This is a genomic window from Flavobacterium foetidum (assembly GCF_004634245.1).
Lineage (GTDB): Bacteria > Bacteroidota > Bacteroidia > Flavobacteriales > Flavobacteriaceae > Flavobacterium > Flavobacterium foetidum.
The window spans coordinates 252,897-277,897 of sequence record NZ_SJTF01000007.1; the positions used below are offsets into that span (position 1 = coordinate 252,897).

Annotated in this window: 12 protein-coding genes; 3 read left to right on the plus strand and 9 right to left on the minus strand. The window is 36.5% G+C overall.

Annotated elements, in window-relative coordinates; translation table 11 throughout:
* Window positions 1-372 precede the first annotated feature (372 nt).
* The 6 genes from E0W73_RS11160 to E0W73_RS11185 all read right to left on the minus strand — a co-directional run bounded on the left by E0W73_RS11160 (window position 373) and on the right by E0W73_RS11185 (window position 14,419).
* Entirely contained in the window at window positions 373-3,813 is a 3,441-nt protein-coding gene (locus E0W73_RS11160; protein WP_244248474.1) for a glycosyl hydrolase, read from the minus strand.
* 322 nt (window positions 3,814-4,135) lie between these two features.
* Window positions 4,136-7,456: a glycoside hydrolase family 2 TIM barrel-domain containing protein gene (locus E0W73_RS11165; RefSeq protein WP_135222157.1), complete on the minus strand. Its 3,321-nt coding sequence runs from the start codon at window positions 7,454-7,456 to the stop codon at window positions 4,136-4,138.
* 235 nt (window positions 7,457-7,691) lie between these two features.
* Window positions 7,692-8,816, minus strand: a complete 1,125-nt coding sequence (locus E0W73_RS11170) for a glycoside hydrolase family protein (protein ID WP_135222158.1) — start codon at window positions 8,814-8,816, stop codon at window positions 7,692-7,694.
* Between the two features lie 166 nt (window positions 8,817-8,982).
* The gene (locus E0W73_RS11175) at window positions 8,983-10,656 is read right to left on the minus strand and encodes a glycoside hydrolase family protein (protein WP_135222159.1); all 1,674 of its coding nucleotides are present in this window, start codon (window positions 10,654-10,656) and stop codon (window positions 8,983-8,985) included.
* Between the two features lie 315 nt (window positions 10,657-10,971).
* The gene (locus E0W73_RS11180) at window positions 10,972-13,158 is read right to left on the minus strand and encodes an alpha-L-rhamnosidase-related protein (protein WP_135222160.1); all 2,187 of its coding nucleotides are present in this window, start codon (window positions 13,156-13,158) and stop codon (window positions 10,972-10,974) included.
* A gap of 442 nt (window positions 13,159-13,600) precedes the next feature.
* Complete coding sequence (locus tag E0W73_RS11185; protein ID WP_135222161.1) at window positions 13,601-14,419, minus strand: AraC family transcriptional regulator; 819 nt, start codon at window positions 14,417-14,419, stop codon at window positions 13,601-13,603.
* Between the two features lie 98 nt (window positions 14,420-14,517).
* Here E0W73_RS11185 and E0W73_RS11190 point away from each other — a divergent pair, with 98 nt between their 5' ends.
* Complete coding sequence (locus tag E0W73_RS11190) at window positions 14,518-15,726, plus strand: MFS transporter (RefSeq protein WP_135222162.1); 1,209 nt, start codon at window positions 14,518-14,520, stop codon at window positions 15,724-15,726.
* 313 nt (window positions 15,727-16,039) lie between these two features.
* Here the strand turns inward: E0W73_RS11190 and E0W73_RS11195 are convergent, their stop codons facing one another.
* From E0W73_RS11195 to E0W73_RS11205, 3 genes are all read right to left on the minus strand, one after another.
* Window positions 16,040-17,620, minus strand: a complete 1,581-nt coding sequence (locus E0W73_RS11195; protein ID WP_135222163.1) for a sodium:solute symporter — start codon at window positions 17,618-17,620, stop codon at window positions 16,040-16,042.
* Entirely contained in the window at window positions 17,617-18,681 is a 1,065-nt protein-coding gene (locus E0W73_RS11200; protein ID WP_135222164.1) for a Gfo/Idh/MocA family protein, read from the minus strand. Before E0W73_RS11200 ends, E0W73_RS11195 begins: the two co-directional genes overlap by 4 nt.
* A 198-nt stretch (window positions 18,682-18,879) precedes the next feature.
* Window positions 18,880-21,390, minus strand: coding sequence for an L-rhamnose mutarotase (locus tag E0W73_RS11205; RefSeq protein WP_135222165.1), 2,511 nt, complete (start codon window positions 21,388-21,390; stop codon window positions 18,880-18,882).
* A gap of 403 nt (window positions 21,391-21,793) precedes the next feature.
* Here E0W73_RS11205 and E0W73_RS11210 point away from each other — a divergent pair, with 403 nt between their 5' ends.
* Complete coding sequence (locus tag E0W73_RS11210) at window positions 21,794-23,467, plus strand: glycoside hydrolase family 28 protein (RefSeq protein WP_135222166.1); 1,674 nt, start codon at window positions 21,794-21,796, stop codon at window positions 23,465-23,467.
* A 13-nt stretch (window positions 23,468-23,480) separates the two neighbouring features.
* A complete protein-coding gene (gene pelA / locus E0W73_RS11215; RefSeq protein WP_135222167.1) occupies window positions 23,481-24,665 on the plus strand; it encodes a pectate lyase in 1,185 nt (394 codons plus the stop codon).
* Window positions 24,666-25,001 lie beyond the last annotated feature (336 nt).

Sequence of the window (25,001 nt, forward strand, 5' to 3'; positions counted from 1 at the left end):
TAAAAGGATTAAAAAAGATTGTAAATCTGTGATTTAAACTTTTGTTTTTTATTCTTTAAATTCTAAAAGATATGTCGCTCCTCTGGAGCTAAACTAATCTCTGGATATTCTTTTTCTATAAATATTTAGCTCTTCCAGAGCTTTTTCTTTGGCTCACTAAAACCATTCTTATTTAAAATAAAACATCTTCTTTTTATATTTAAATATTCTATTCTCTATTACAAGTCCCAGAGGGACGAAATATTTATAGAAAAAAATGACACATCATACAAAAGCTCCAGCGGAGCGACATATTTATCCTAATTTTTCTATTGTGTAGCCATTTTAAAAAAATAATAATCTGTGAAAATCATTTTAATCTGTGGCTAACATTTATTTCTCCTGTAAAATTGTAACTGGCCCTAACAACCCTGCTTTCAACAACGGTTCTCCTTCTAAACGAAACGGCGCTGTTGTCCATGTTAATCTTTCTTCTTTTGGCAATTTTTGGTCGCCAATTAATCTATTTCTCCAGGTATTTGTGATTTTAATTTCTATCGTATTTTTACCTTTTTGCAAAGCTTTTGAAATATCGGTTTTAAAAGGAAATGTCCAAAGTGTTCCGCAGTCTTTTCCATTGATTTTAACTTCTGCAATATTGGCAATTTCGCCTAAATCCAACCAGATTTTATCGTTTTTTTTACCTTTCCAAACAAACTCTTTTTTATAAACTACAGTTCCTGAATAATATTTGATTTGATCATTTTCTGAAGTACTCCAATCAAAAAGCTTGTTTGTTTTTACCACTTCTTTCGGACCTTTAAAAGCTGGATCGAATTGCAATTCCCAATTTTCATCTAAAGTTTGAACTTTCTCAAATTCAGATGATTTACCTTTTACTACAACTTCTTTTGTTTCTTCTTTAAAAATCACAAAACCAGATTCATTGGCATCTAAAGTTATCGAAACAATTGTTCTTCCGTTTTCTATTTTCCAATTGGCTATAGCCGAAGTTTTATCCGTTACAGGATTGTACCATTGCGGCACTTTTCCCGAAATTCTAAAAGACGCCTCAAAAGAACGTTTTTCTGCTTTTTGATTGGAAATGAAATAAATATCTTCTGTATCTGATTTTCGATGCGCCCAAGCTAATGTTTCGGCTTCAGAACGCTTTAAATTAGGAAAATAAATATCCTGCGTAATTCCGATTGAAGCGAAATCATTTCCTAAATACGGTAATTTAACAACCGTTCCTTTTCCGATTTTCCACGTTGATGAATTGGCATTATTCCAAATTTCATCAATTACACTCTGCCATTTTTTTTGATCTATTTCTGATTGAATTCCTGGCTGAATATTTGGTTTTTCATCCACAAAAATGGTTGCTCCATCTTTTAGCAATTTCAGTATTTTTTCTGCAGAAGCCAAAGATAAAATCTTATTTGGTGCCATTTTATGACTTCCCGGAAAGAATAAAGCGCCATATTCTATTCCGCCATCAAATGAAATTTTTTCGTTTACCACTTTCGCACGATTAATCAAAACATCGGCATTGAAAGAATCATATTGATACCCATTTAGCGGGTTAATCCATTGCGATAAATCGGTGATATTTTTAGAATAGGTCACTTCTTTTGGCATTTTTGCCGTTGGCTGACCTTCATTTTCCATACGGATTTTCTCGTTTTCTAATCTTTCTTTTCCAAAAACATTCGGAATAAAAGGCACCAAACGATCTGGAACAAAAGAACGCGAAGGAAAATCTTCTCCAATAAAAACCGCCAAATCAATAACAGGTTTTCCTTTTTGTAATTGAAACTGTACTCGTTGGCAATAATCAAACCAAGCTCTTCCGGGTTTCCACCAAGTTTGATCTCTTTGGAAAAAAGTTCCGATATCGTCTAAAGTCATTCCCGGTTTTCTGTTCGTCCACGGATTATGAACAAAAACGTGGTAAAACAAACGGTTAATTCCTAAAGCATAATTGCGGTCTGCCGTTGTTTTTAGATTTCCGGGATGTTCGTCCCAATCCATTCTCAACGCCGTAAAAGACTCTGCCTGAATAATATCTTTTCCGTAAATATGCCCTCCAGAAATAGCATCGACCATATCAAAAGGTTTGTCATGTGTTGGGCTTTTCAGCCAAAATTCGCCGCCCGGATAATCAACATATTTATAATGCAGCAAGGCATCGCTGGTTACAACTGGCGCAACATTTTCGGAACTCAATTTAACGTTATATTCTTTGGCAATTTGAGCAACCGTCGCATAGAACTTATCCGCTACCAAATCACCTATTGTCTTTCTAACATCATACAAAATTCTTTCTGAAAAAGTTGCACTTTCTATTGGAATTCCGGCCATTACAGGCAGATATTCCACAATATCATAACCTCGTCTCTTTTTAAACTCAGCCTGAAAAACCGAAGACCAGTTTTGGCTTCCGCATTCCCAGCTGTCAAAATGAAGGATTTCCAGAACTCGTGAAGCCACTTGTGGGCCAGCAGAACGAACAGCTTCTCCAAACCAATGGTCTAACTGAAAACGAATCAGTTCGGGATTAAATTTATCTACTTCCAAACCTTTTCCTGCTCCGCCAGTTGCATTTTCATGTCCCGTAGAAGTATGCCCCATTCGGATTATTTTCCATTTTCCTTTTGGTGCTTTCCAATTCAGATTTCCGTTAGCATCCACAAAATTGGAAATATTGATGATTTCTGATTTTTTGAATGCATTAGAATTTGGAATTTCTTTTTCAGTTGTCTGTGGAGTCAAACGCCAAATGGCACCTGATTTCCCTTCGTAATTATTAATTAACGACTGATTCGAAAGCGTAATTTTACTTACTTTCAGATTCTGTTTCCATTTCGCAAAATCCAAATCTTCTGCTCCAGGTTCTGTTCCTTTTGGATCATAAACAAATCGGAAATATTTTGCTGTTACGGGTGTAATCGTATGTGTATTCGGGAAATCCATATCCTGCCAGCCGTGGCGCGGTGCAATCAGTCTTTCGTGAAATCTAAAATTGACTCCGTCATCACTTACTTCCACAATCAGACGTTGCGCCTGAAAATCTCTTCCTTTGGTTTCAATTACAATGGATTTGCAGGTAAAAGGTTGTGCAAATTCGTACTGAATCCAACCTGCATCGGCAAATTTGAAATTCTCGTCTTTCTTAGGATCAGCCAAAAATGATGCATCGCTATTGTTCGATGTCGTTACTTTTGGCAATTGCAATTGCGAAGTGATTTCGTATTCTTTAATCGGAATCGCAAAAGTGGCAATGTCTTTATAATACTCTTTGTAATGTGCTGGAACTGGTAGTTTTGAAGCCACTTTTTTTCCGCCTAAAATTTCAGTTGTCGACCAAACTACTCTCTGCATCGACATTTCGGGCGTAATCCACGGCCCGCCTGCAACAGCAAAACCGTCTGCTCCATGAAAAGCAAGTTTTAATCCTAAACGATCTGCCTCTTTGAATGCCCAACCAATCATATCCCAAAATTCAGGTGTCAACTGTAAAACCGGCGGATCTATCAATGGCGGATTGGCTGGTCCTTTGATCGTCATTAAATAAGCGCCCGCAATTCCGGCTTGTTTCATCGCTTCTAAATCGGCTGTGATTCCGGCTTTAGAATAGGCTGTTTTCATCCAGTACCAATACACCCAAGTTTTGGAGGATTCTAATGTCGGCTGAAAAGTAGTTTCTTTTTTATGGACATCCTGTGCGGAGACGATGCTTGCAAGGAAAAGAAAAAAGATAATAGTCGAAAGTTGGAAAGTCCAAAGTCGAAAGTCTTTTTTAAAAAGAAAAATGTGGTTACGGTTAGACATTATTGTTATTATTTTCTGTTCGTAAACCCGACAGGTTTTTGAACCTGTCGGGTTTAATATATTTTTTTTTATTAAAACATAGCCAATGGTTCAACCATTGGGACGCAACGTTATTTAACAATACGTTTCCCGAGGTTGAAACCTCGGGCTATGTTTGCTAATCTGTATGCATTTTTGTCATTTCGACGTAAGGAGAAATCACACTAGAAATCTACAATGTATTTCTCCAATCTTTGTCGACATACTCGTGTGATTTCTCGTTCCTCGAAATGACAAACCGTATCTTTTAATTTTTAATTCTTAATTTTTAATTCTTAATTGACTAATATTTAAACTTCTTCAAACTATTTTCCAATTCATTTTTTGAACCACTAAAAGGCGTCAAATAAAAACTGTATTCATAATTTCCTGATTTAATCTGATATTGTTCCAATGGCTGAGCCACAATCGTCCAGCTGTCGTTTCCTCCTACTCCCATTTGGATTAAATCGATGTTTAGTGTTAAGAATCCTGGATCTTTCAAATCGTACGTATGTCCTGATGCACTTAAGTTTTCCTGTGTATAAGGCCATGCGCTCATGCTTAGAACTTTATTATCGTTTACCACTAAAAATCCGTTATTTTTCTGTGGGGTGCTTAATGCCATCCATCTTACATCACATCTGTTTCCGTTTTCTTGCGGTTTTGGATAATGTTCAATAAAATCGTTTATTGGAAGTGAATATTTCCCAACAAACGAACCAAAACTTCTGTCGTTGTAATTTTCCAGTTCGCCTTTTCCGTACCATGAAATCTGGTCGAAACTTCTTTTAACTCCCATCTGCATTCCAATTTTTGGAATGTTTGGCAGTTTGTCTGATGCTTTTAAGCTGTAATCTACTTTTATTAATCCGTTTGGTAAAATATTGTAAACCACATTTACGCTTGCACTGTCTTTTATCACTTCGTAATTACTTTTGATTTTAATTGCTGAAGCCGATTTATCAATGGCAATATTTACCAGTTTTGGTTTTGCTTTATACCATTGTTTTAATAATTTCTGAGACTTCCAACCACGTTTATCGTTGTCAGTTAAAGGTCTAACAAAATTCGGAAGTAATGGTGTAAAAACCTGTTCTTCTCCATTAAAAACATAAGAACTTAAAGCTCCGTTTGTTTTATTGATTCTAATATCAAAAGTTTTTCCTTTGATATTAAAATCAGAATCTGATTCAGAAACATTTACATTTTCTTTTTTCGATTCAGGTGAAACAGCTTCCTTCTTTTTCAATATAAACTGATCTTCCGCGACAGCGTAACCTTTTGAAGCCCAAAGCTCGTCTTTTGAAAGCTGGAATTCTATATTTAAAATATATTCTGCATCGGCTTTCATTTTTGGTAAATACGAACTGATATCTAAAGTTGTCAATTGTCCTGCTTCTACTTTGAGTGGTTTTAAAATCTGGGTTTTAATTACGTTTCCGTTTTCCAACACTTTTAAAACGGGAATATATCCTTCTAAAGATTTAACTGCCTGGCGATTTTTAATTTCTAATTGATTTCCATTTAAAGATGAAATCGCTGGCTGATACACCCACTTATTCTCAAAAATCGAGCCTTTTGGTTTTCCGTAAGAATCTACAATTCCTTTTGTATTGAAATTTCCGTCATGATACTTTTCGCCGAAATCCCCTCCGTGAGCAAAATAATTTTGTCCTGATCTCGAATCAAATTTCACGATTCCCTGATCTTTGAATTCCCAAATACAACCTCCGATAACTCTAGGAAGCGAACGGAATTCATCCCATAATTCTTTTAAATTTCCAACAGAATTTCCCATTGCATGAGAATATTCAACGAAAATAATCGGACGTGTATCTTTCTTTTGTTCTACTAAAAATTTTGGTGTGAAAACGCCCGGATAAAAACGGCTAACCATATCGACATACGAATCATCTTGCGGATTTTCGAAACGATAAGCATGATCGATTGTTTTCGGATATCTTGGATCAAGCGGATCGATATATCCGTCTAACTTTGCATTTCCTTGCGCTGGTTCATAATGCACTGGACGTGTAATATCGAAATCGTGAACCCAACCTGACATTGCCGAATGGTTTGGCCCTTTTCCGCCTTCGTTTCCTAAACTCCACATTACAACCGATGGATGGTTTTTATCTCTTTCGACCATTCGAATCATTCTTTCCATATAAGCGTTTGTCCAAAGCGGATCGTTGCTTAATTTACCGCCAATTCCATGTGTTTCTTGGTTTGCTTCGTCCATTACCATGATTCCGTATTGATCACATAATTCGTAGAAATAAGGATCATTTGGATAATGACTCGTACGTATAAAATTGAAATTGAATTTTTTAATCGTAGTAATATCTTGTTTGATATCTTCTCTCGTAACTGCTTTTCCTCTTGTCGGATGATGATCGTGGCGGTTTACGCCATAAACATACGTTTCTTTTCCGTTGATGAGCATTTTTCCGTTCTCTTTCGAAAATTCAATCGAACGGAAACCAACTTTACAGCTTTTGGCTTCGGTAACGTTACCGTTTTTATCTTTTATCGAAATGACCATCGTGTATAAATTCGGCTCTTCTGAACTCCATTTTTTAGGATTTTTGATGGTTTCCTGAAAGAATCCAAAACGAACATTGTCCAAACGAGGATAACTTTCGTTGATTAAATCGATTACAGGTCTTTGAAGCGGTTCTTTGAATATTGCCGTATTATTTGCATCATACAACTGAACATTCATGGTGTAATCTTTGATTTTTGCTCCAGTCAAATTCTCTACTTTTGGACGCAATTTGAAAATAGCGTCTTTGTATTCTTTGTCTAATTTGGTTTGAACAAAGAAATCCTGAATGCGCAATTTTGGCTCTGCCATAATGAAAACTTCACGCTGGATTCCACTCATACGCCAATGGTCCTGGTCTTCTAAGTAAGAACCATCTGTCCAGCGAATTACACGAACTGAAACTACATTTTCGCCCGCTTTTAAATAAGGTGTAATATCAAATTCTGATGGCAGAAAACTGTCTTCGCCATACCCTAAAAATTCTCCGTTTAACCATACCTCAAAACCGGAACTTACGGCTCCGAAATGTAAAGTCACAGTCATATCTTTCCAATTTTCTGGAACCGTAAAACTTCTTTGGTAAGAGCCTACTCCGTTATAATCTTTAGGAATATAAGGCGGATTTATTGGTCGAAATGGATAAACAGCACTTTTGTAAATTGGATTATCATACCCTTTCATTTCCCAGTTGGAAGGCACTTCGATTTTATCCCAACCATAAACGGTGTTTTTATAAAAGTCTTTTGATGCTAAATTTAAGTTAACGGCATATTTAAAATCCCAATCGCCGTTCAGCATTTGGATTCGGCTTTTGGTTCTGTCGCCTTTTAATGCGTCTTCAACACTTGAATAAGAATATGAAGTTGCTCTTGCTGGTTGTCTATTGATACTTGTAATCGTTGGGTCTTCCCACGGAGCAAATTGATATTTTTTATGCAATTCCGGAACTCCTGCTGGTTCTCCTGTTACGGATTGGGCGTTTATGTTAATTGTGAATAGTAAAATTACAGTCAAAAAGTCGAAAGTCGAAAGTCGAAAGTTGAAAAATTGCTGAATATGATTTTGCTTAAACATTATTTTATTTTTAGTTTTTTTGTCATTCCGACGAAGGAGGAATCTCCGTGCGATATTCTACAAAGATTGGTAGATTTTCTGTGTGGAGCTACTTGTGGAGATTTCTCCTTCGTCGAAATGACAAACTGGGTCTTTATTTATCTTATGGTTATTAAACCTGACAGGTTTTTAGAACCCGTCAGATTTAAACGTACTTTATCTTAATTCTTTGTACTTTGTACTTTGTACTTTCCTCTTAATTCTTCTTCTTTTTCTCCGGCGGAGCCACAAAATTCAATTTGCTTTTTCCTAAATCTTTAGATGTTGCAATGGCAATTCCTCTTTGTTCTGCTTTGTTAACGGCGCAGTAAAAATGATACACAACCCCATCATGTTTTACGACAAATGATTTATGTGCAAACAAATCATCGTATGGTTCAGATGATTTAACTAAGTCATCGCCTTTCCAATCTGTCCAGTTTACTAAATCATTTGACACTGCAAAACGGTTAAATGCACCTTGATTCCAACCTGTCCAAAAAGCTCCGAAATAAAACATCACCCAAGTATCATTAATACGCTGAATATAAGCATCTCCCGAAATTCCTTTATGATGATTGATTAATGGTTTATCGCCATAACGTTTCCATGTTTTCATGTCGTTTGAGACTGCCATCGCTATACGTTCTGCTCCTTTAGCAGGATTGATACTGTCTCCACGGGCATTGTAATACATGATAAAATTGTGTCCAGTTAGTTTATCCTTATCACGAATTACGCTGTTTTTGTACATCGTGCTGTTATCCCACCATCTGGCGTCTTTGTCTTTTGGCGTTAAAACCGGATTTTCTAATCTTTGAAATTCGTGCGGCTTTGTCGGCGCTTCTTTGGTATAAGCCATTCCGATTGACAAAACGCCTGCTTCGTAACCTTTACTGTCTCCACCAAAATAACTCATCCAATATTTGTCATCGTATTTTTCCCATTCATAGCTTCCGCCCCAAGTCATATCTTGCAAAGCAATATATCCTGCTTTTTGGTTGACATCCCAATGTTTTTCGTTTTCTGAGAAAGACATTACTTTTCCTAAATGTTTCCAATCTAATAAATTGTCGCTTTCTGCTAGCCAAGTTTCGTAACCTCTTCCGTCGTAAATTAAATACGTCATATACCATTTCCCGTCTTTTCTAAATACACTTGGGCAATCCATTTTGTATGAGTTGTCGGTAGGAACCATCACCAAACCGTATTTGTAAGGCGTTTTGATTTCTTCGTAAATCTCCTGCATTACGCTGTCGGTGATTTCTCTTTTCTTGTATTTGGTGGCACAGCTGGTTATGGCAAGTGCTGAAATGGCTACGATTAGATATTTAATTTTCATTTTTATATGTTTTTGCCACGAAGGCGCTAAGGCTCTAAGTTTTTTTCTTTTGGAATGATTTAATCTCGCAAAGTCGCAGAGGCGCAAAGTTTTTTTTTCTCTCGCAGATTTTGCTGATTTAGCTGATTTTTTTTATCTGCCTGATCTGCAAAATCTGCGGGAAACTTTATCTTTTCAATTCTTTTAATTTAGACTCCATCACGTCTTTGTTCAATTTTACTTTTACCATTCCTGTTGGATGAAATCTTCTTTTTAAATCGATTGCATTGTATACGATTGTGTAAACGTCATTTCCTTCTGGGATTAAACATAATGGCGTTCTCATGATATCCCACCATTTATCAACTTTGGTTTCTATTGGTAAATAATGTGCTTCTGCCCAGTTTACGCCGTCTGCTGATAATGAATACGCAATCATATTAGGTAAATGATGTCCCCAACCGTCTGGACCACCGTCGAAAATCGCGATGTACAGACCGTTTGGTAACTGACTTACGATTGGATTTTCAACAAATAGCGGATGCATCGTCTTAATTGGTTCCAAACCTTTATTCATTCTCAACCAAGGGCCTTCTAAACTTTTGGATTCGGCTAAAGCCACAAACCAGCCTTTTCCTGATTTCTTTGGATAATCTGCCCACGAATTGAACGGATAAGCACCGCTATAAAATCCGAAATATTTGTCGCCTACTTTATATGGAAAAAAAGAAGCCACACCCTGACGACCTTCCCATGGCTGAGAATCTAATCCCGGTTCCATGATAATTCCCATATCTTTATAAGGCCCACCTATTCCTTCGATTCCTTCTACCATTGATTCGCAACGCCAAATTCTTCCGAATGAATGATTTGGTTCTATTTCTTTGCTTACAGTATAAGCTAAATAATAGCCATACCATTTATTTGCTTTTTCATTAAAAACAGGCATATACGACCAAATTGCGGCACGACGATCATTCATTGGATTATCATCTTCGGTAACAGCATATACACCACTAGCTTGGTAGATTGTAGATTCTCTTTTCCAATGAATGGCGTCTTTACTTGTCCAATGACCGATTTTAGTTTTTACACGATCATAATAATAGTCAACACCTTTTTCTCCTGCTCTTTCGGTTGGAAACATATGATAAGTATCTCCGACTTTTACCACACGTCCGCCTTCAAAACCTCCTTGAATTCCTTCTGTTCCAGACATTCCTTCATCAATAACAGGTTTATTTTCTCCGCCGATAATTTCGAAAAGTGGTTTTTCATCTGAAAATCCTTCCACAATAAAAGTTGGATTCCAAAGTTTTCCGTCTGGAAAATTGGCATTTCTTGATTGTAGATTTTCAGAACTTTTTACAACTCCCAAAACAGCAAACAATCCTTTTCCCGGATTCAATGTTTGCGTTCCTTTTGAGAAAGAAATCGCATAAACATCAACAGAAGGTAATCCTGTTATAGTAACTCCATTTTCTAAAATTAATTTAGCATTTTGAAGTTTATCAGCTTGAAGATATTCTGAATTATTCTCTTGAAAAACGCCAATTAAAACTGTTGCATTTTCTTTAAATTTTAATTGTAATGGAGTATTAGTTCCCTTTTTATAAACATCTAAAGGAAGTTCAACTCCTGTTAATCCTTGCAATTCTGGAGCTAAACGAACAATATTGTGTTTGCTTCCAGAAAAAACATGCGCATATTGTGAGGTTTTGAACGTTTTGTATTTTGATTTTACAATTTCAAATGAGGCTGGTTTCCATGCTGTTTGCGCTGTTGCTTGAATGCAGACAGCCAATAGCATTAGGAAAACGGTTTTTAATTTGATGTTGTATTTTTTACTTTTTGAAAACATTGGTTTTTTATTTTTTGGCTTTTATTCTTTTAATGCATTTCCACAATCTTTGGAGAGTTTCTTGCGAAGATTTGCTTCGCCTATTCGCTAACGCTCGGGTCTCCTTCGTCGAAATGACAAAACTAGCGTGATAATCTTTGTGGTTACGAGTGTGATTCCTCCTTCGTCGGAATGACAAAAACTGGACGTTATAAACTAAGAACTAATTACTACTAAGGAATAATCACTAGGTACTAATCACTCATAACTCATAACCCATAACCCATAACCCATAACCCATAACCCATAACCCATAACCTTTTAACTTAAAATAACTCACAAAGCCTTATAACTCACTTTATACTCCACATTCGGTTTTACAATCAATTGATATTTGTTTTTTGCTAATTCTGTAATGGTTCCTGAGTTTGTTTTGGGTTTGCTGGCACTTTCAAAAATCAATTTTCCTTGTCCTTCGCCTGCTTTTACTTTGATTTCTTTGGTACTGCAATACACGGCCACTTCTCCGTTTGGTGTTGGCACTTTTCCTTCCATCCATTTTAAACCTCCTAAACTAGGTTTTACTTCGTATTGGGAATAACCCGGAGCGGTTGGTTTTACACCCAAATAATATTTCCCTAATAAATAAATCGGACTTGCGCCCCAAGCGTGGCAAAGGCTCTTTCCGTACGGACGACCATACATCGTCAAATGTTCCGTTCCTTTTTTGTTCGGATTGTATTCTTCCCAGAAAGAGGTTGCGCCTTCATTCAGCATGCCGCCCCAATAGTTTTTTATTTCTTTTAAGACATAATCTTGCTCGCCCATTGCGCATAAGGCTTCCAATTCATAAAAACGCATATATGGCGTTGTGATTTGGAGAACATCTTTATTCAACAACACTTTATTTTTTACACTTTGTTTTTGTTCTTCATTAAAATAATTGAAGAAAATACCGAACATATTGGCGTATCTGGTTACAATGTTTTGCATTTTTCCATCGATACGCTGATGTTTCATCACGTTTTCTTTTTTATCCCAAAAAACATCAAATAATTTGGTTTTTAAATCAGTTCCTAATTTCTGATATTGTTTTTGGTCTTCTGTTTTACCAGCAATTTCAGCACTTACCGCCATAGCTTCTAAACTTCTTGCTAAAAGCATTTGTTCAAAACTCACTTCTCCTGTTTTTGGTAGTCCGTCAGCCCAGTCGATGAAAACCCAGTCGCCTTCTAATGGCTCAAGGAATCCGTTTTTGTTTCTTCTTTCTAAACAGAAATCCATCAACGATTTCATTCTTGGATAAAAAGTTTTGATGAATTTCGTATCGCCTGTGTGCAAGTAGTAATCGTAAACGCCTACAAACCAATACAGCGAATAATCCATTATGATATTTACGTGAGCGGTTACAGGGTCTTTTCCACGAAGTGCTATCATGGTTCTTTCTACCGAAGGCGAATCAAAAAACAAATAATAATTCATTAAATAACTCTGATAAGCATCACCCGACCAAACCCAACGATCGCGTTTAATCCCATCAATAAAAAATTCACGAGATGTTAAATGCATCGTATAAGCCGATACATCCCAAATTTTATTCAGTTGCTCGTCTGAAGATTTGAATGCACCACGATAGTCTAAAGGCAAATATTCATAAAGCATCGAAATCGAATCGTATTTTACGCCTGCATCTGCCTGAACCTGAACATAACGGAAAGCTTTTGAACCGTCATGAGTATAAGTTTCAGATTGTTTTCCATCAAAAGATAAATGGTCTAAAGTTTCGGATTTAGCAGAATCCAAAGCCTCTTCACGAGATTCTCCATAATACAATGCTAGTTTTCCTTTTCCTTTTAAACCATGGATTTTAATATAACCAAAAGTTTCTTTACCAAAATCTACTAATTGCCCAGCTCCGATTTTTTCTATTTTTTTAGCGCTTAAAGGTTTGGTTGTCAATCTAAATCCAGAAGGTTTATTTTCTGGCGAATTGAAATTCCAAGAACCAACAGGAACCCATGGCGTACCGGATTGTTGTGCTTTTCCGGTTTCGTCAATCCAAAGTTTATCTTCGTTGGTTACTTTCCACGAAGCATCAGATTTAACATATTTCCCATCAATATAAATCGCAGGTAATACCTCCTGATTATAGACTTTAAAAGAAATTTTGTGTTTTCCAGCAGGAACTGTTATTGATTTTGGCTGTCCGTAAATCTGGACGCCGTCTAAAAGTAATTGAAAAGGTCCTTCTGAGAAGATTTTTACCTCGTCTGGCTTTGGAATATCTACTTCTGTCTGAAAAGTGACCAAAGCATAAGGACTGTAATATTGCCAAAGCGGCGGAAATACAGCTTCGCGTTCTGTACGTCTTACCTGCATTTTATTGCTCAACCAAACTTCGAAATCGCCTGGGTACCAAATCCATGTCGCTTCTTTTGATTTTTCCTGAGCCGATAGTAAAGAACAAGAAAATAGAGCAACAAATACAATGAAAATCTTTAAAATGGAAGAGCGGTTTAGCATAGTAAGTTTATTTTGGGACTAAAGATAAGTGTTATTTTTACATTTCACAACCTGCACTATCCTGTTATTCATAAATTACAGTAAAATTTGATAATTTTTTAAGGGAAAAATTACGACTTATCACTTTTTTAGTACTAAAAAAAAATGATGCTATGATCTTTATGGGACGCTGATGAAACGGATTCGCTATCGCCAAGATGCGGATGAAAGCTGATTTTATTTTTTTATTCTTTTTTTGTCATTTCGACTGAAAGGAGAAATCACACGCGGGATTCCGCAACTTATGTCGCCAATCTTTGTAGAATTACTAGTGTGATTTCTCCTTTCAGTCGAAATGACAAAGATTGTGTTATTTTGGATAAACTAAAAGAAAAAATCCGCATCAATCCGCGTCTTTACGAAGTAAATCCGTTTTATCCACGTTCCGATATTAGGTTAATGATTAAGCCGATAATTTATCAGCCTCATTTTCATCTTCTAAAATATAATTAGAAGGCGTTTTCCTCAAATGCTTCTTAAACATAAAAATAAAAGCGCTGGCAGTCTCGTATCCCAAATCAAGAGCAATTTCTTTTATAGATTGCTTTTCGCCCAAACGTTTTATGGCTTCTAGCAGTTTTAGTCTTGTACGCCAATCGCTGAAATTCATTCCGAGTTCTTTGACGAATAAACGTGACAAAGTTCTACTACTCATAAACGAAAGTTCGGCGTAATAATCAATGGTGTTTTTACTGGCAATATCCTCCATTATAAGTTCGACTACTTTTTGTAATCTTTCGTGATTGGTCGTTGGGAGAAATGTTGCGCTTGGTTCTATTAAGGCCAATTCATCTAGAAAAACTGTTATGATTCTGTACTGCGAAGGTGTTAGATTGCCGCTAGTTCCAAAAGAGATAATTTTGAAAACCAATTGCTTTAAAAACATTGGTATATCAAACGAGAAACTTTTTTCTGGCAGACCTTTCATTACAGAAGGGTCAACAAAAACACTATAATAATTCACATCTTTCTGAAAAGTAACCTGATGTTCTATTCCGCCAGGAATCCAAAGTCCTTGTAGTGGATTTACAACCCAAATGTTATTGCCTACCACGACATTCATAACGCCACGTGTTGCATAGATTAACTGCCCGCGCGGATGCGAGTGCGAGATGCACATTTCGTTGTTTACCGTTTCGGTATAACCTATAACAGGAATAGCTGGATTCACTTGGTATCCATAATCCTGAGCCATTCGATATGTCCGAATCTGATTATTCATTGTCCAAATATAGCAATTTTGACATTCTAATTTGTTCCAATTTTGTAAAAAATTAATACCGCTGTAATTTTAAAAATACATTAATCTAAATCACACTCATGGAAACCGTTAAAGTACAACCAGAAGTAATTAAAAAAACAACCTATTCGATACTTTTTATAATCAGCTTTTCGCATTTAATTAATGACCTTTTACAAGCTGTTGTTCCTTCTATTTATCCACTTATTAAGGACAATTTCGGACTGAGCTTTACTCAAATCGGAATCATCACTTTTACCTACCAAATCGTCGCTTCTATTCTTCAGCCGTTTGTGGGAATGTATACTGATAAGAATTCTAAACCTTATTCGCTAATTATCGGAATGTGTTTTACCATGATTGGTTTGTTTCTGGTTTCTATAGCAACTAGTTTTATTTTCCTATTGCTATCTGTAAGTTTAATCGGAATTGGGTCTTCGATTTTTCATCCAGAATCTTCACGTGTAGCGCATTTGGCTTCGGGCGGAAAAAAAGGATTGGCGCAGTCTATTTTTCAGTTAGGCGGAAATGCAGGAAGCGCTATCGGACCGTTATTAGCGGCTTTTATTATCATTCCACACGGGCAATCTTATGTGGCTTGGTTTTGTATTATTGCTTTGATTGGCGTTTTTGCTTTGTATAAAATTGCAATTTGGTACACCGAACATTTATCTGAAAGAAATGCGAATAAATCGGCTCATAAAATTGAAACGCATCATTTATCTAAAAACCGTGTAATTGCTTCGCTTGTAATTTTATTGGTTTTAATTTTCTCTAAATACTTCTACATGAGCAGTATTACGAGTTATTATACTTTCTTTTTGATTGATAAATTCCACATCTCGATTCAGCAATCACAAGTATATCTATTCTTGTTTTCTGGAGCTGTTGCTGCCGGAACTTTAATCGGAGGTCCAATTGGTGACCGATATGGCCGAAAATACGTAATCTGGGTTTCTATTCTCGGAGTTGCTCCGTTTACTTTAATGCTGCCTTATGTCTCTCTTTTCTGGGTTGGAACTTTATCTGTAATTATTGGATTGATTCTTTCTTCGGCTTTCTCTGCAATCTTAGTTTATGCAACTGAATTAATGCCCGGAAAGGTCGGACTTGTAGCAGGTCTTTTCTTCGGATTTGCTTTCGGAATGGGTGGATTGGGTTCTGCTGTTCTAGGAAAAATCGCGGATGCAACGAGTATAGAATATGTATTTAAGATTTGTGCGTTTCTGCCTTTGATTGGGGTTATTACTGGGTTCTTGCCTAATATTGAAGGGAAAAAGAAAGAGTAATTTTTTTATGCTGCAAAGGCGCTAAGGCACAAAGATTTTTATTTTAAAAAAAGTTACAATTGCGAAATAATAGAAAGCTCAAAAGGCTTTAGCCAAACTATACTTTTTTTTGGCTAAAGCCTTTTTCTATTCTTGCTTTATACCTCCAGTTAAAACTGGAGGCAACTTATGAAATAGCTTTGCTTTATTTATAATCTTTTCAAAACATAGCCAGTGGTTTCAACCACTGGAACGCAAAGTATATTACATTACGTTTATCAAAATACGTTTCCCGTGGTTGAAATCACGGGCTATGTTTGATATTCTTGATTTATTAATGTCCATTAAAAACCAAATACAAAGCCAAAATCACTAACCCCAACAAACCAAACAACAGCTTCACTTTTTTACTAGTTTTAGGAATATCCGTTTCATCTGAAACATTCACTTCTGGATTTCTATCGATTAAAGAAATAATAACTGCACTAATCATTAAAACAGCAAAAATGTAAAACGAAATCAATAAGAAATGAGGCCAAACTGGATATTTATCGGCAGGGAAAATCCATAGATATAAAACCCCAACAAACAAACTAAAAGCCGAACCCCAAGAAAGCGTTGCATTTACGGCTTTTTTGGTTGTGCGTTTCCAGAAAACACTCAAAAGAAAAACAACAGATAACGAAGGCGCCAGGAAACCTAAAACCGCCTGAAAAATGTTGAATAAATTCTGCCCTTTTATATTGTCAATCGCAACGGCAATCAGAATCGCAAATACACATCCAGCAGCAATCGTTAAACGACCAATTTTAATCTGATCCTGAATCGTCGCCGTCGGGTTGATTTTCTTTACATAAATATCATTCGTAAAAACGGTGCTTAAAGCATTCAATGAAGAACCAATTGTTCCCACCAAAACCGCAATCATTACGCAGATTACTAAACCGTTCATGCCGCTTGGAAAAAGATTCGTAACCATCGTCATATATGCCAAATCTGAGTTTTCTCCTAATTCAGGATACAAAGCATAACACAAAATTCCAGGCAAAATAAATAATGGAAGCGCCATCACTTTTAACCATCCAATAAAGTTTACTCCCAATTGTCCCTGTTCAAGGTTTTTCGCACCTAAAACGCTCTGCACCATCGATTGGTCGGTACAGAAGAACGCCACTGCGGCAACAGGATATCCCAACAAAATAGCCGGCCAAGGATAACTTGCATCATCAGAAGGACGCACTAAATTCCAAAAGTTCGATGGTGTTTTTGCTGCTAAAGCTTCGATGCCGCCCACTTTCTGCAATCCTAAATACGAAAGGGTTAATGAAACTACAATCAGCAGAATCATCTGAAAAACATTAACTTTAGCAATAGCTTTTAATCCTCCTGCAAAAGTGAATATTCCAGAGAAAATCACTAAAACCGTAACACTCTGCCACATCGGAATTCCGAGAATCTGACGAACTAGAACGCCTCCGCTGAATAATCCTAAAGACAACCAACTTACCAATATTTTTACTAATGCATACCAAGCGAGAATGTTCTGTGTACTGTCGCCGTAGCGTTTTCCCATATATTCTGGCATTGTGCTTACTTTACTGGCAATATATCTTGGCGCAAAAACCATTGCCAAAAGCAGTAAAAACACAAAAGCGTACCATTCGAAATTTCCGGCTACAATTCCGGTAGCGTAACCGATACTTGCAAAAGCCAATAATGACGAAGGCCCAACGTTGGTTCCCCACATATTAAACCCGATGCTGTACCAGTTTAAGGAGTTTCCAGCTAAGAAAAGCGTTTCGTTTTTCTTTCGCTGCTTCATACTTACCACATATCCAATGACCAATAAAGCCACCAAATAACCCGCAACAATGACAAAATCCAGCGTGGTTAATTTATCGTAGATACTGTTCATAGTCCGTACTCGTTAAGAATATCGGCAATTTTAACCGGCATTCCAGTTTGCAGCGATTTGTCCATTGCTTGTAATAAAGCTACGGTTCCAATTCCTTCTTCCATATTTGGATACGCTTCGAAACCTTGCTCAATGCTGTCCACAAAATATTCTAAGTAATTCTGATATTCTCCTCCATGATGACTTTGTCCTTCAAAACGGAAATAATATTTAATGGTACTGTCTCCCCAAGTGATTACTTTTTCTTCTCCCGTTCTATCAGTAATCGCATAACGCAATTCGTGATAATCGGCCTGGCTCGCTCCTTCAGTAGCTCTTAAAATCGTGCTCATACCGCTGTCACGCTGTGTTGGTTGCGTTGGAGACGTATAGACTCCGCTTACACGAGCAATTCTTCCATCGGTTGCTTTGAAGATAAAATGCATGGTGTCCTCATTCTTTAAACCTGCCGATTGTCCGTTACTGCTTATCATTCCGTAACCCATTACTTCCTGAATGTTTGGCAAATACCATCTAATGAAATCTACAGGATGGCTCAAACCTCCGTACAGCCATTTAAATGATTGCAAAAGAGACCATTCTTTCTTTAAAAACCATCTGTGGTCGGCATGGTATTGCGCTTCAATCGTAATTAAATCACCTATTAAACCTGCTTCGTAATCGGCTCTTTGTCTTTTGGCTGGTTCGAAGAAACGGGAACTTTGTCCAATGAAAACTTTCTTTCCAGTCGATTTGCTTAATTCTAACAATTCTTTTGCATCCGAAAGGTCATCGATAAACGGTTTGGTACAAACCACATGCTTTCCATGCAACAATGCTTGCTTTACGTGTTGTGCGTGTAGATGATCGGGTGTATAAATCGCAATAATATCAATTGACGAATCGTTTAATAAATCGTCGTAATTCGTGGTGTACGAATGAAAATCGAATTCTTTTGCTCGCTGTTTGCAGATTTCTTCATTTCTGTCGCATATTTTAACGAGTTCTAGTTTTGAACTTTCTATTGCAGCCGACATTGTGCTTCGTCCTTCTCCAAGTCCCAGAATGGCTATTTTTAACATTGGTTATGGTTATTTTAGATTGTTGATAGTTGTGATGATCCTAATAGGTTTCCAAAACCTGTTAGATATGTTTTTTAGCCACAGATTAAAAGCTTAAAAAGGATTTCTAATCTGTATAAATCCTCTAATCTGTGCCTAATATTGCTTTGAACTTAACATAACCTAACAGGTTTTGGAAACCTGTTAGGAAATTAAATATTATTTCGTTTCTACTTTGTTTAAGAAAATCCAGGTTTCGTCTGGTTTTGTGCCATCGATTCCAGATTGGTATTTTTTCATCAAGGCATTCCAGTCGTCTACACGAGGATTGTTTTGAGTTGTTTTTGGATTTAGTTTATCCAAGCTTTCGCCTTTTGGAATACTAATTACCAAAATTAATTGTCTGTCTTTTTTGAAAACCTGCAATTGCTGAAAATCGGCATTACAGAAACCTTTGGCAACTTCTGGCCATTTTTCAAATTGCGTTTTATGATACTCTACATATTCTTTTTGCAATTTTTCATCGGCAGGAAGATTCGCAGTTAAAACCACATTTTCCCAATCTGATGCTGGTTTTGAATCTTTACATCTTTCGAAATTTTGGAAATCGTAAACCAAATCTTCATAGATTTTAATTTCTAAAGAAGGAAAAGCACCTGCCAATTTTCTTTTTGTTCTTTCTGGCTGGTTCATTTTTCCGTAAATCACCAAATGATTTTTCCATTGGTACAATTCCTGACCTACAATTCTGAATCCAACCAAAGTCGATTTGATTTTTTCGATATCAAAATCAGAACCTATCAATTCGATGGCATAAGGCTTTGGCATTTCCTGCAATCCCCATTTTTCATCGATTACGACTTCTTTTTCTAAATCTTTATAAGGCGCTCTAATTCCGGCTGCATCTTTAATTTTAGAACTTACATACGAATCATTGTGCTCCCAGATATTTCCTTTTGGTCCATTATGGTTTTTAAGGATTTTCTTTTCGGCAATCCAGTTGTTTTTAATGGTGAAACCTTCACTTCCTTCATCGGTATACAAATACAGCCATAAAAACGGGTCGTGTGCATATGGACTGTTGTAAACCTTATCGATATAATTTTCTTCAATTCGGCTTCCCGGCTGAGCCGAAAGCGTGTAAATTCCCGAAACATCATGCAAATGCTTCGCATAATGATGAATTTTATTCGCTAGAATCTTATTGTTCTGCATCACGTTTGGTGTATGCGTCCAACCCCAGCCCATCGCAATTCCAGAATACGATACATCCGAAATTTCGTTGTGTTCAATCGTAATATTTCGAACAAAACCAGCACTAATTCCTAAAGTTCCCCAATCTTCATTGGTTACGTTGGTGATTAAATTATCAGCGATTACTTCATCAGAACACATTTCTCTTTCATCTTTTATTATTAAAGGCAAATGTGCTTCGAAAGCTTCTTCAGAGAAAATTCCAACGTTAATGGCACTTCCGCCAATATCTTTAAACAAGTTTCCTTTTACGGCATTATGATTCGTTCCTTTATTCAAATCTAAACCAGTCGAAGCCAAATGCTCAAAACGACACGATTCAAACTGAATATTATTAGCATAATTTACTTCAACCGCAGCACGAGGTCTTCCCACCCAAGCCTGATTTTCTAAATTCGCCTGATTTGGCGTTCCCGGTTGTTTTAATTTATAAGCGTCTAACAAATATAAACCTGACTGCAACGGCACATGACCTTGCTGTGAAGGACGAAGCCAGTTGCTGTACTGAAACGAAATTCCTTTAAACTGAAAATGATGCACAGGCGAATCAATTGTACCTTTTACTTCCACTAGATTTTCTAAAACAGGCGCAGTTACAACAGCCGAATTGATATCTTCTCCAGCTCTAGGAATATAATAGATTTTAGCATTTTTCTTGTCCAAATACCATTCGCCAGGTTCATTTAAAAGCGAAAAAGCATTGTTTAAGAAATAAGCTGAATTTCCGTTATTCTTAGAAATCCACGGTGCCGGCCACGGATGCTCGCTTTGAATACGGCTTTCTGGTTCTTCAAACGAAAGTTTCGCGCTATCTTTTTGTACTTCAATATTTTTGATACGCAAGTTGGCATTCGACCACCATTGTACAATAAACATTTCCATTCCAGGCTCAAACTTCACCGATTTATCTTTGAACGGAATCCAGCAGGTTTGCTCTTCGTGATTCCAAGATAGAATACGTTCCATTGTGGTTCCAGCAGTGTTTTTGGCTCTTACCGCTTTTTTGCCGTTTACCCACAATTGTCTGTAATCAATAATGCTTCCTGCTTTTTTAGGAGCATCAGCCACCCAGACAGCCCCTTTTTTTAGGCCGTTTATAATAGTGGTCGATTTTGTCCAATTTTTAATTTCGATTCCGCCGCTTATGATAGGCTTTGCATTTATATCGGCTACAATTGTCGTCGGACTTTCTGCTGTTCCCGAATCTTCAGGACGTACAAATAATGGTTCATTTAAATAATACGTTCCGTCCATTACAATGATACGAACGCCGTCTTTTATAGATGGGTCTTTTAAACGACGAAGTTCCCTGGCTTTTCGCATCGCCATGTGAACCGTTGCCAGCGGACTTTCCTTTGTTCCCGAATTTTTATCGCTCCCTTTTGTGGAAACCCATAGTTCGGCAGCACTCACAGAGAATGATGCGAAGATTAAGAAAAAGACAACGAGTAGTTTAGTAACAGAATGTAAGCGCATTATTTAGATTTTTGATTATTTTCTTGGTGTAAATTTATGAGGCATTCAATTTAAATACTATTAATTTTACAAATAAATGTATTTTTAACACTTTTACCAAATAATTCGTCCAATTTAAACGAACATAAAATTTTTGGCATCCTGTACCCTCCTGTATTTCTTGCAAGAAACCGAATTAGTCTACACTTATGCTTTGAAGCAAAATGTTATATTTCATGCAAAATCCATTGTAAATTGTACTAAAACAGTTCAAGTGACTGGTTTAACTTAATTTTACGAAACCAACTTATGGTTAATCCAAATTTTTTAATAGATTTGTGTAATCGATTACATTTAAATATTATTATTTATGTGCGACTAATTTTTCACATCCATAAAAATAAACAACAAAAAATTACTAACAATGAAAACTAACCGACTCAACTTTTTTGCACTAGCAATGGCATTTATGCTCTGCTGTAGCCCGAAAAACCTTAATGCTCAGAATAGCTCTTCGGAAGATAGCTATAGCAACATCGAATTTAAAATGTCTAAAATAAATGAACCTGTCATTCCAAACAATACCGTAAATCTTAAAGACTTTGGTGCTGTAAACGGCGGTTATGTTTTAAACACAAAAGCTTTTGCAGATGCAATAGATGCATTGTCTAAAAAAGGCGGCGGAAAATTGGTAATTCCACCAGGAATCTGGCTCACAGGTCCGATTATCTTAAAAAGCAATATTGAGATGCATGCAGAAAGAGGAGCTTTAATAAAATTTTCTCCAGACAAAAGTTTGTATCCTTTAGTGGAAACTAATTTTGAAGGTTTAAATACTTGGCGTTGCATCTCTCCTATTTACGGTAAAAATCTTGAAAATATTGCTTTTACCGGAACTGGCGTTTGGGACGGTTCTGGAGAAGTTTGGAGACAGGTTAAAAAAAGTAAAGTAACAGACAGCCAATGGAAAGAAGTTATTGCAAGAGGAGGCGTTTTAAATAAAGACAAAACAAGCTGGTATCCTTCAGAAGTTTTTATGAATGCATCTAAAGGTGCTGACCAAAATGTGCGTCTGGACTTAAAAACGAAAGAAGATTTCGAAAAAATTCATGATTTTCTTCGTCCGGTAATGGTCAGCATTCAAAACAGCAAAAGGGTTTTATTTGACGGACCTGTTTTTCAGAATTCTCCCGCTTGGAATATTCACCCTTTTATGGTTGAAGATTTGATTGTTCGAAATGTAAGCGTTCGTAATCCTTGGTATTCTCAAAACGGTGATGGTCTTGATGTGGAATGCTGTAAGAATGTATTGGTTGAAAATTCAAGTTTTGACGTGGGAGACGATGCCATCTGCATTAAATCCGGAAAAGATAAAGACGGACGCGAAAGAGGTGTTCCTTGCGAAAACATTATTGTAAGGAATAATATTGTATACCATGGGCACGGTGGAGTTACCGTTGGAAGCGAAATGTCTGGCGGTGTAAAAAACCTTCATGTTTCAAACTGCACTTTTATGGGAACTGATGTTGGTTTACGTTTTAAAAGCGCAAGAGGACGAGGTGGCGTAGTTGAAAACATCTTTATCTCTGATGTGTATATGACTGATATTCCATCTCAGGCTATTTCTTTCAATTTGTATTACGGCGGAAAATCTATTGCTGAAACATTAGAAGAAGGCGGAGACAAAGTTGTCAACAAAGCAATGCCTGTAACGGTTGAAACACCTCAATTCAAAAATATTTCGATTAAAAACATTACCATTAAGGGTGCTCAACAGGCAGTATTTCTACAAGGTCTTCCTGAAATGAATTTAGAAAATATTGAAATCACGAACTTAATTGCGAAAGCCGAAAAAGGTTTTTCAATTATTGATGCTAAAGGAATAAAATTAAACAACTTACAATTAGATATTGAGGCTAAAAATGCATTTGAGATTTACAATGCTCAAAATCTTTCTTTAAAGAATGTAACATTTAATCCTTCTTCTTCAAATGCGATTACAATTGATGGAGGAGTAACCAAAAATGTTGATTTAACTGGCTTATCTAAAACGACAACAGTTGGAAAAGATGTGCCTAAAAAATCGGTAAAATTCTAAAATCTTGGTTGATATGTTCAAAGTAAATTCTGCAATTCGCTCAAAATTGCTTTTATCAGCTTTTTGTATGTTTTCATTTTTATGTAGTCTTGCACAATCGAGTGAAATCAGTACAAAACCTTTTACAGACGGCACCAATCACTGGTATTTTATTAAGGATAAAACCAATATCATAAATCCGATTCCGAATCAGCCGAAATATGCTGAAACGGATTACACCAAAATCGCCGATAATATTTTATATTTTCAGCGTGACAATGGCGGATGGCCAAAGAATTATGACATGAAAGCCATTTTGACGCCACAACAGATTGATAGTGTCGTTAAAACGAAAAATATTGAACATACAACTTTTGATAATGAAACGACTTATACACATATCCATTATCTGGCACAGGTCTATACACTAACAAAAGATTCGAGATATAAAGACGGTTGTCTGCGCGGTATAAACTTCACTTTAAAAGCACAATATCCAAACGGAGGCTGGCCACAATATTATCCGCTGGAAAAAGGATATAGTCGCCATATTACTTTTAATGATGGAGCTTATATGGGAATTATGAATCTCTTGAAAAAGATTGTAAACAATGACCCTGATTATGCTTTTATTGATGCTAAAACTAGAAAAAAAGTGACTGCAGCCTATGAAAAGGGACTCGATTGTATTTTAAAAATGCAGATTAAAGACAATGGAAAATTAACCGCTTGGTGCCAACAACACGATGAAATAACACTTGAACCTGCTTGGGCTCGTAAATTTGAACCGCCAAGCATCTGCAACGCTGAAAGTGTTGATGTTGTTTTGTTTTTAATGGACATTGATAAGCCGAATGAAAAGATTATTAATGCCGTGCAAAGTGCTGTAAAATGGTTTGAGGATTCTAAAATTTATAATACCAGGGTCGAAAGTTTTGAAGCTCCAGAAATGGAATCAAAATACAAAAAAATCAAAAATGATGTAAGAGTGGTAAACGACTCGACAGCGCCACCAATTTGGACACGCTACTATGAATTAAAAACACATAGACCATTATTTTCTGACCGTAATAGCGAAATATTATACTCACTCGCAGAAGTAAGCCGAGAAAGACGAAGCGGTTATGCTTGGTATACATACAGACCTGAAAAAGCTTTGAAAAAATATACAGCTTGGCAGAAAAAATGGGCTCCGCAAAATAATGTTTTGAAAGAGTAAAATGGATAGTTTTATCGACCAAAGGGAGAAATAACTAGAATCCGATTTTCAAATATAGCCCGTGGTTTCAACCACGGGCTATTTCTATTTTGAAATAATATGAAAATCATTGTTTTGTGATTTCGACCGAAGGGAGAAATCACACTAGGAATTCCGCAAAGATGGTCGCCAATCTTTGTCGAGTTTCGTGTGTGATTTCTCCCTTCGGTCGAAATGACAAACTATATATTAAATATGGTGGTTAAGCATTAGACTCATAACTCATAACTCATAACTCATAACTCATAACTCATAACTCATAACTCATAACTCATAACTCATAACTCATAACTCATA

Coding starts and splice junctions, on each gene's coding strand:
- pelA (WP_135222167.1), top strand. CDS start 23,481: ATGTTCAAAGTAAATTCTGCAATTCGCTCAAAATTGCTTTTATCAGCT.
- E0W73_RS11175 (WP_135222159.1), bottom strand. CDS start 10,656: ATGTTTTCAAAAAGTAAAAAATACAACATCAAATTAAAAACCGTTTTC.
- E0W73_RS11210 (WP_135222166.1), top strand. CDS start 21,794: ATGAAAACTAACCGACTCAACTTTTTTGCACTAGCAATGGCATTTATG.
- E0W73_RS11200 (WP_135222164.1), bottom strand. CDS start 18,681: ATGTTAAAAATAGCCATTCTGGGACTTGGAGAAGGACGAAGCACAATG.
- E0W73_RS11165 (WP_135222157.1), bottom strand. CDS start 7,456: ATGTTTAAGCAAAATCATATTCAGCAATTTTTCAACTTTCGACTTTCG.
- E0W73_RS11185 (WP_135222161.1), bottom strand. CDS start 14,419: ATGAATAATCAGATTCGGACATATCGAATGGCTCAGGATTATGGATAC.
- E0W73_RS11205 (WP_135222165.1), bottom strand. CDS start 21,390: ATGCGCTTACATTCTGTTACTAAACTACTCGTTGTCTTTTTCTTAATC.
- E0W73_RS11160 (WP_244248474.1), bottom strand. CDS start 3,813: ATGTCTAACCGTAACCACATTTTTCTTTTTAAAAAAGACTTTCGACTT.
- E0W73_RS11195 (WP_135222163.1), bottom strand. CDS start 17,620: ATGAACAGTATCTACGATAAATTAACCACGCTGGATTTTGTCATTGTT.
- E0W73_RS11190 (WP_135222162.1), top strand. CDS start 14,518: ATGGAAACCGTTAAAGTACAACCAGAAGTAATTAAAAAAACAACCTAT.
- E0W73_RS11170 (WP_135222158.1), bottom strand. CDS start 8,816: ATGAAAATTAAATATCTAATCGTAGCCATTTCAGCACTTGCCATAACC.
- E0W73_RS11180 (WP_135222160.1), bottom strand. CDS start 13,158: ATGCTAAACCGCTCTTCCATTTTAAAGATTTTCATTGTATTTGTTGCT.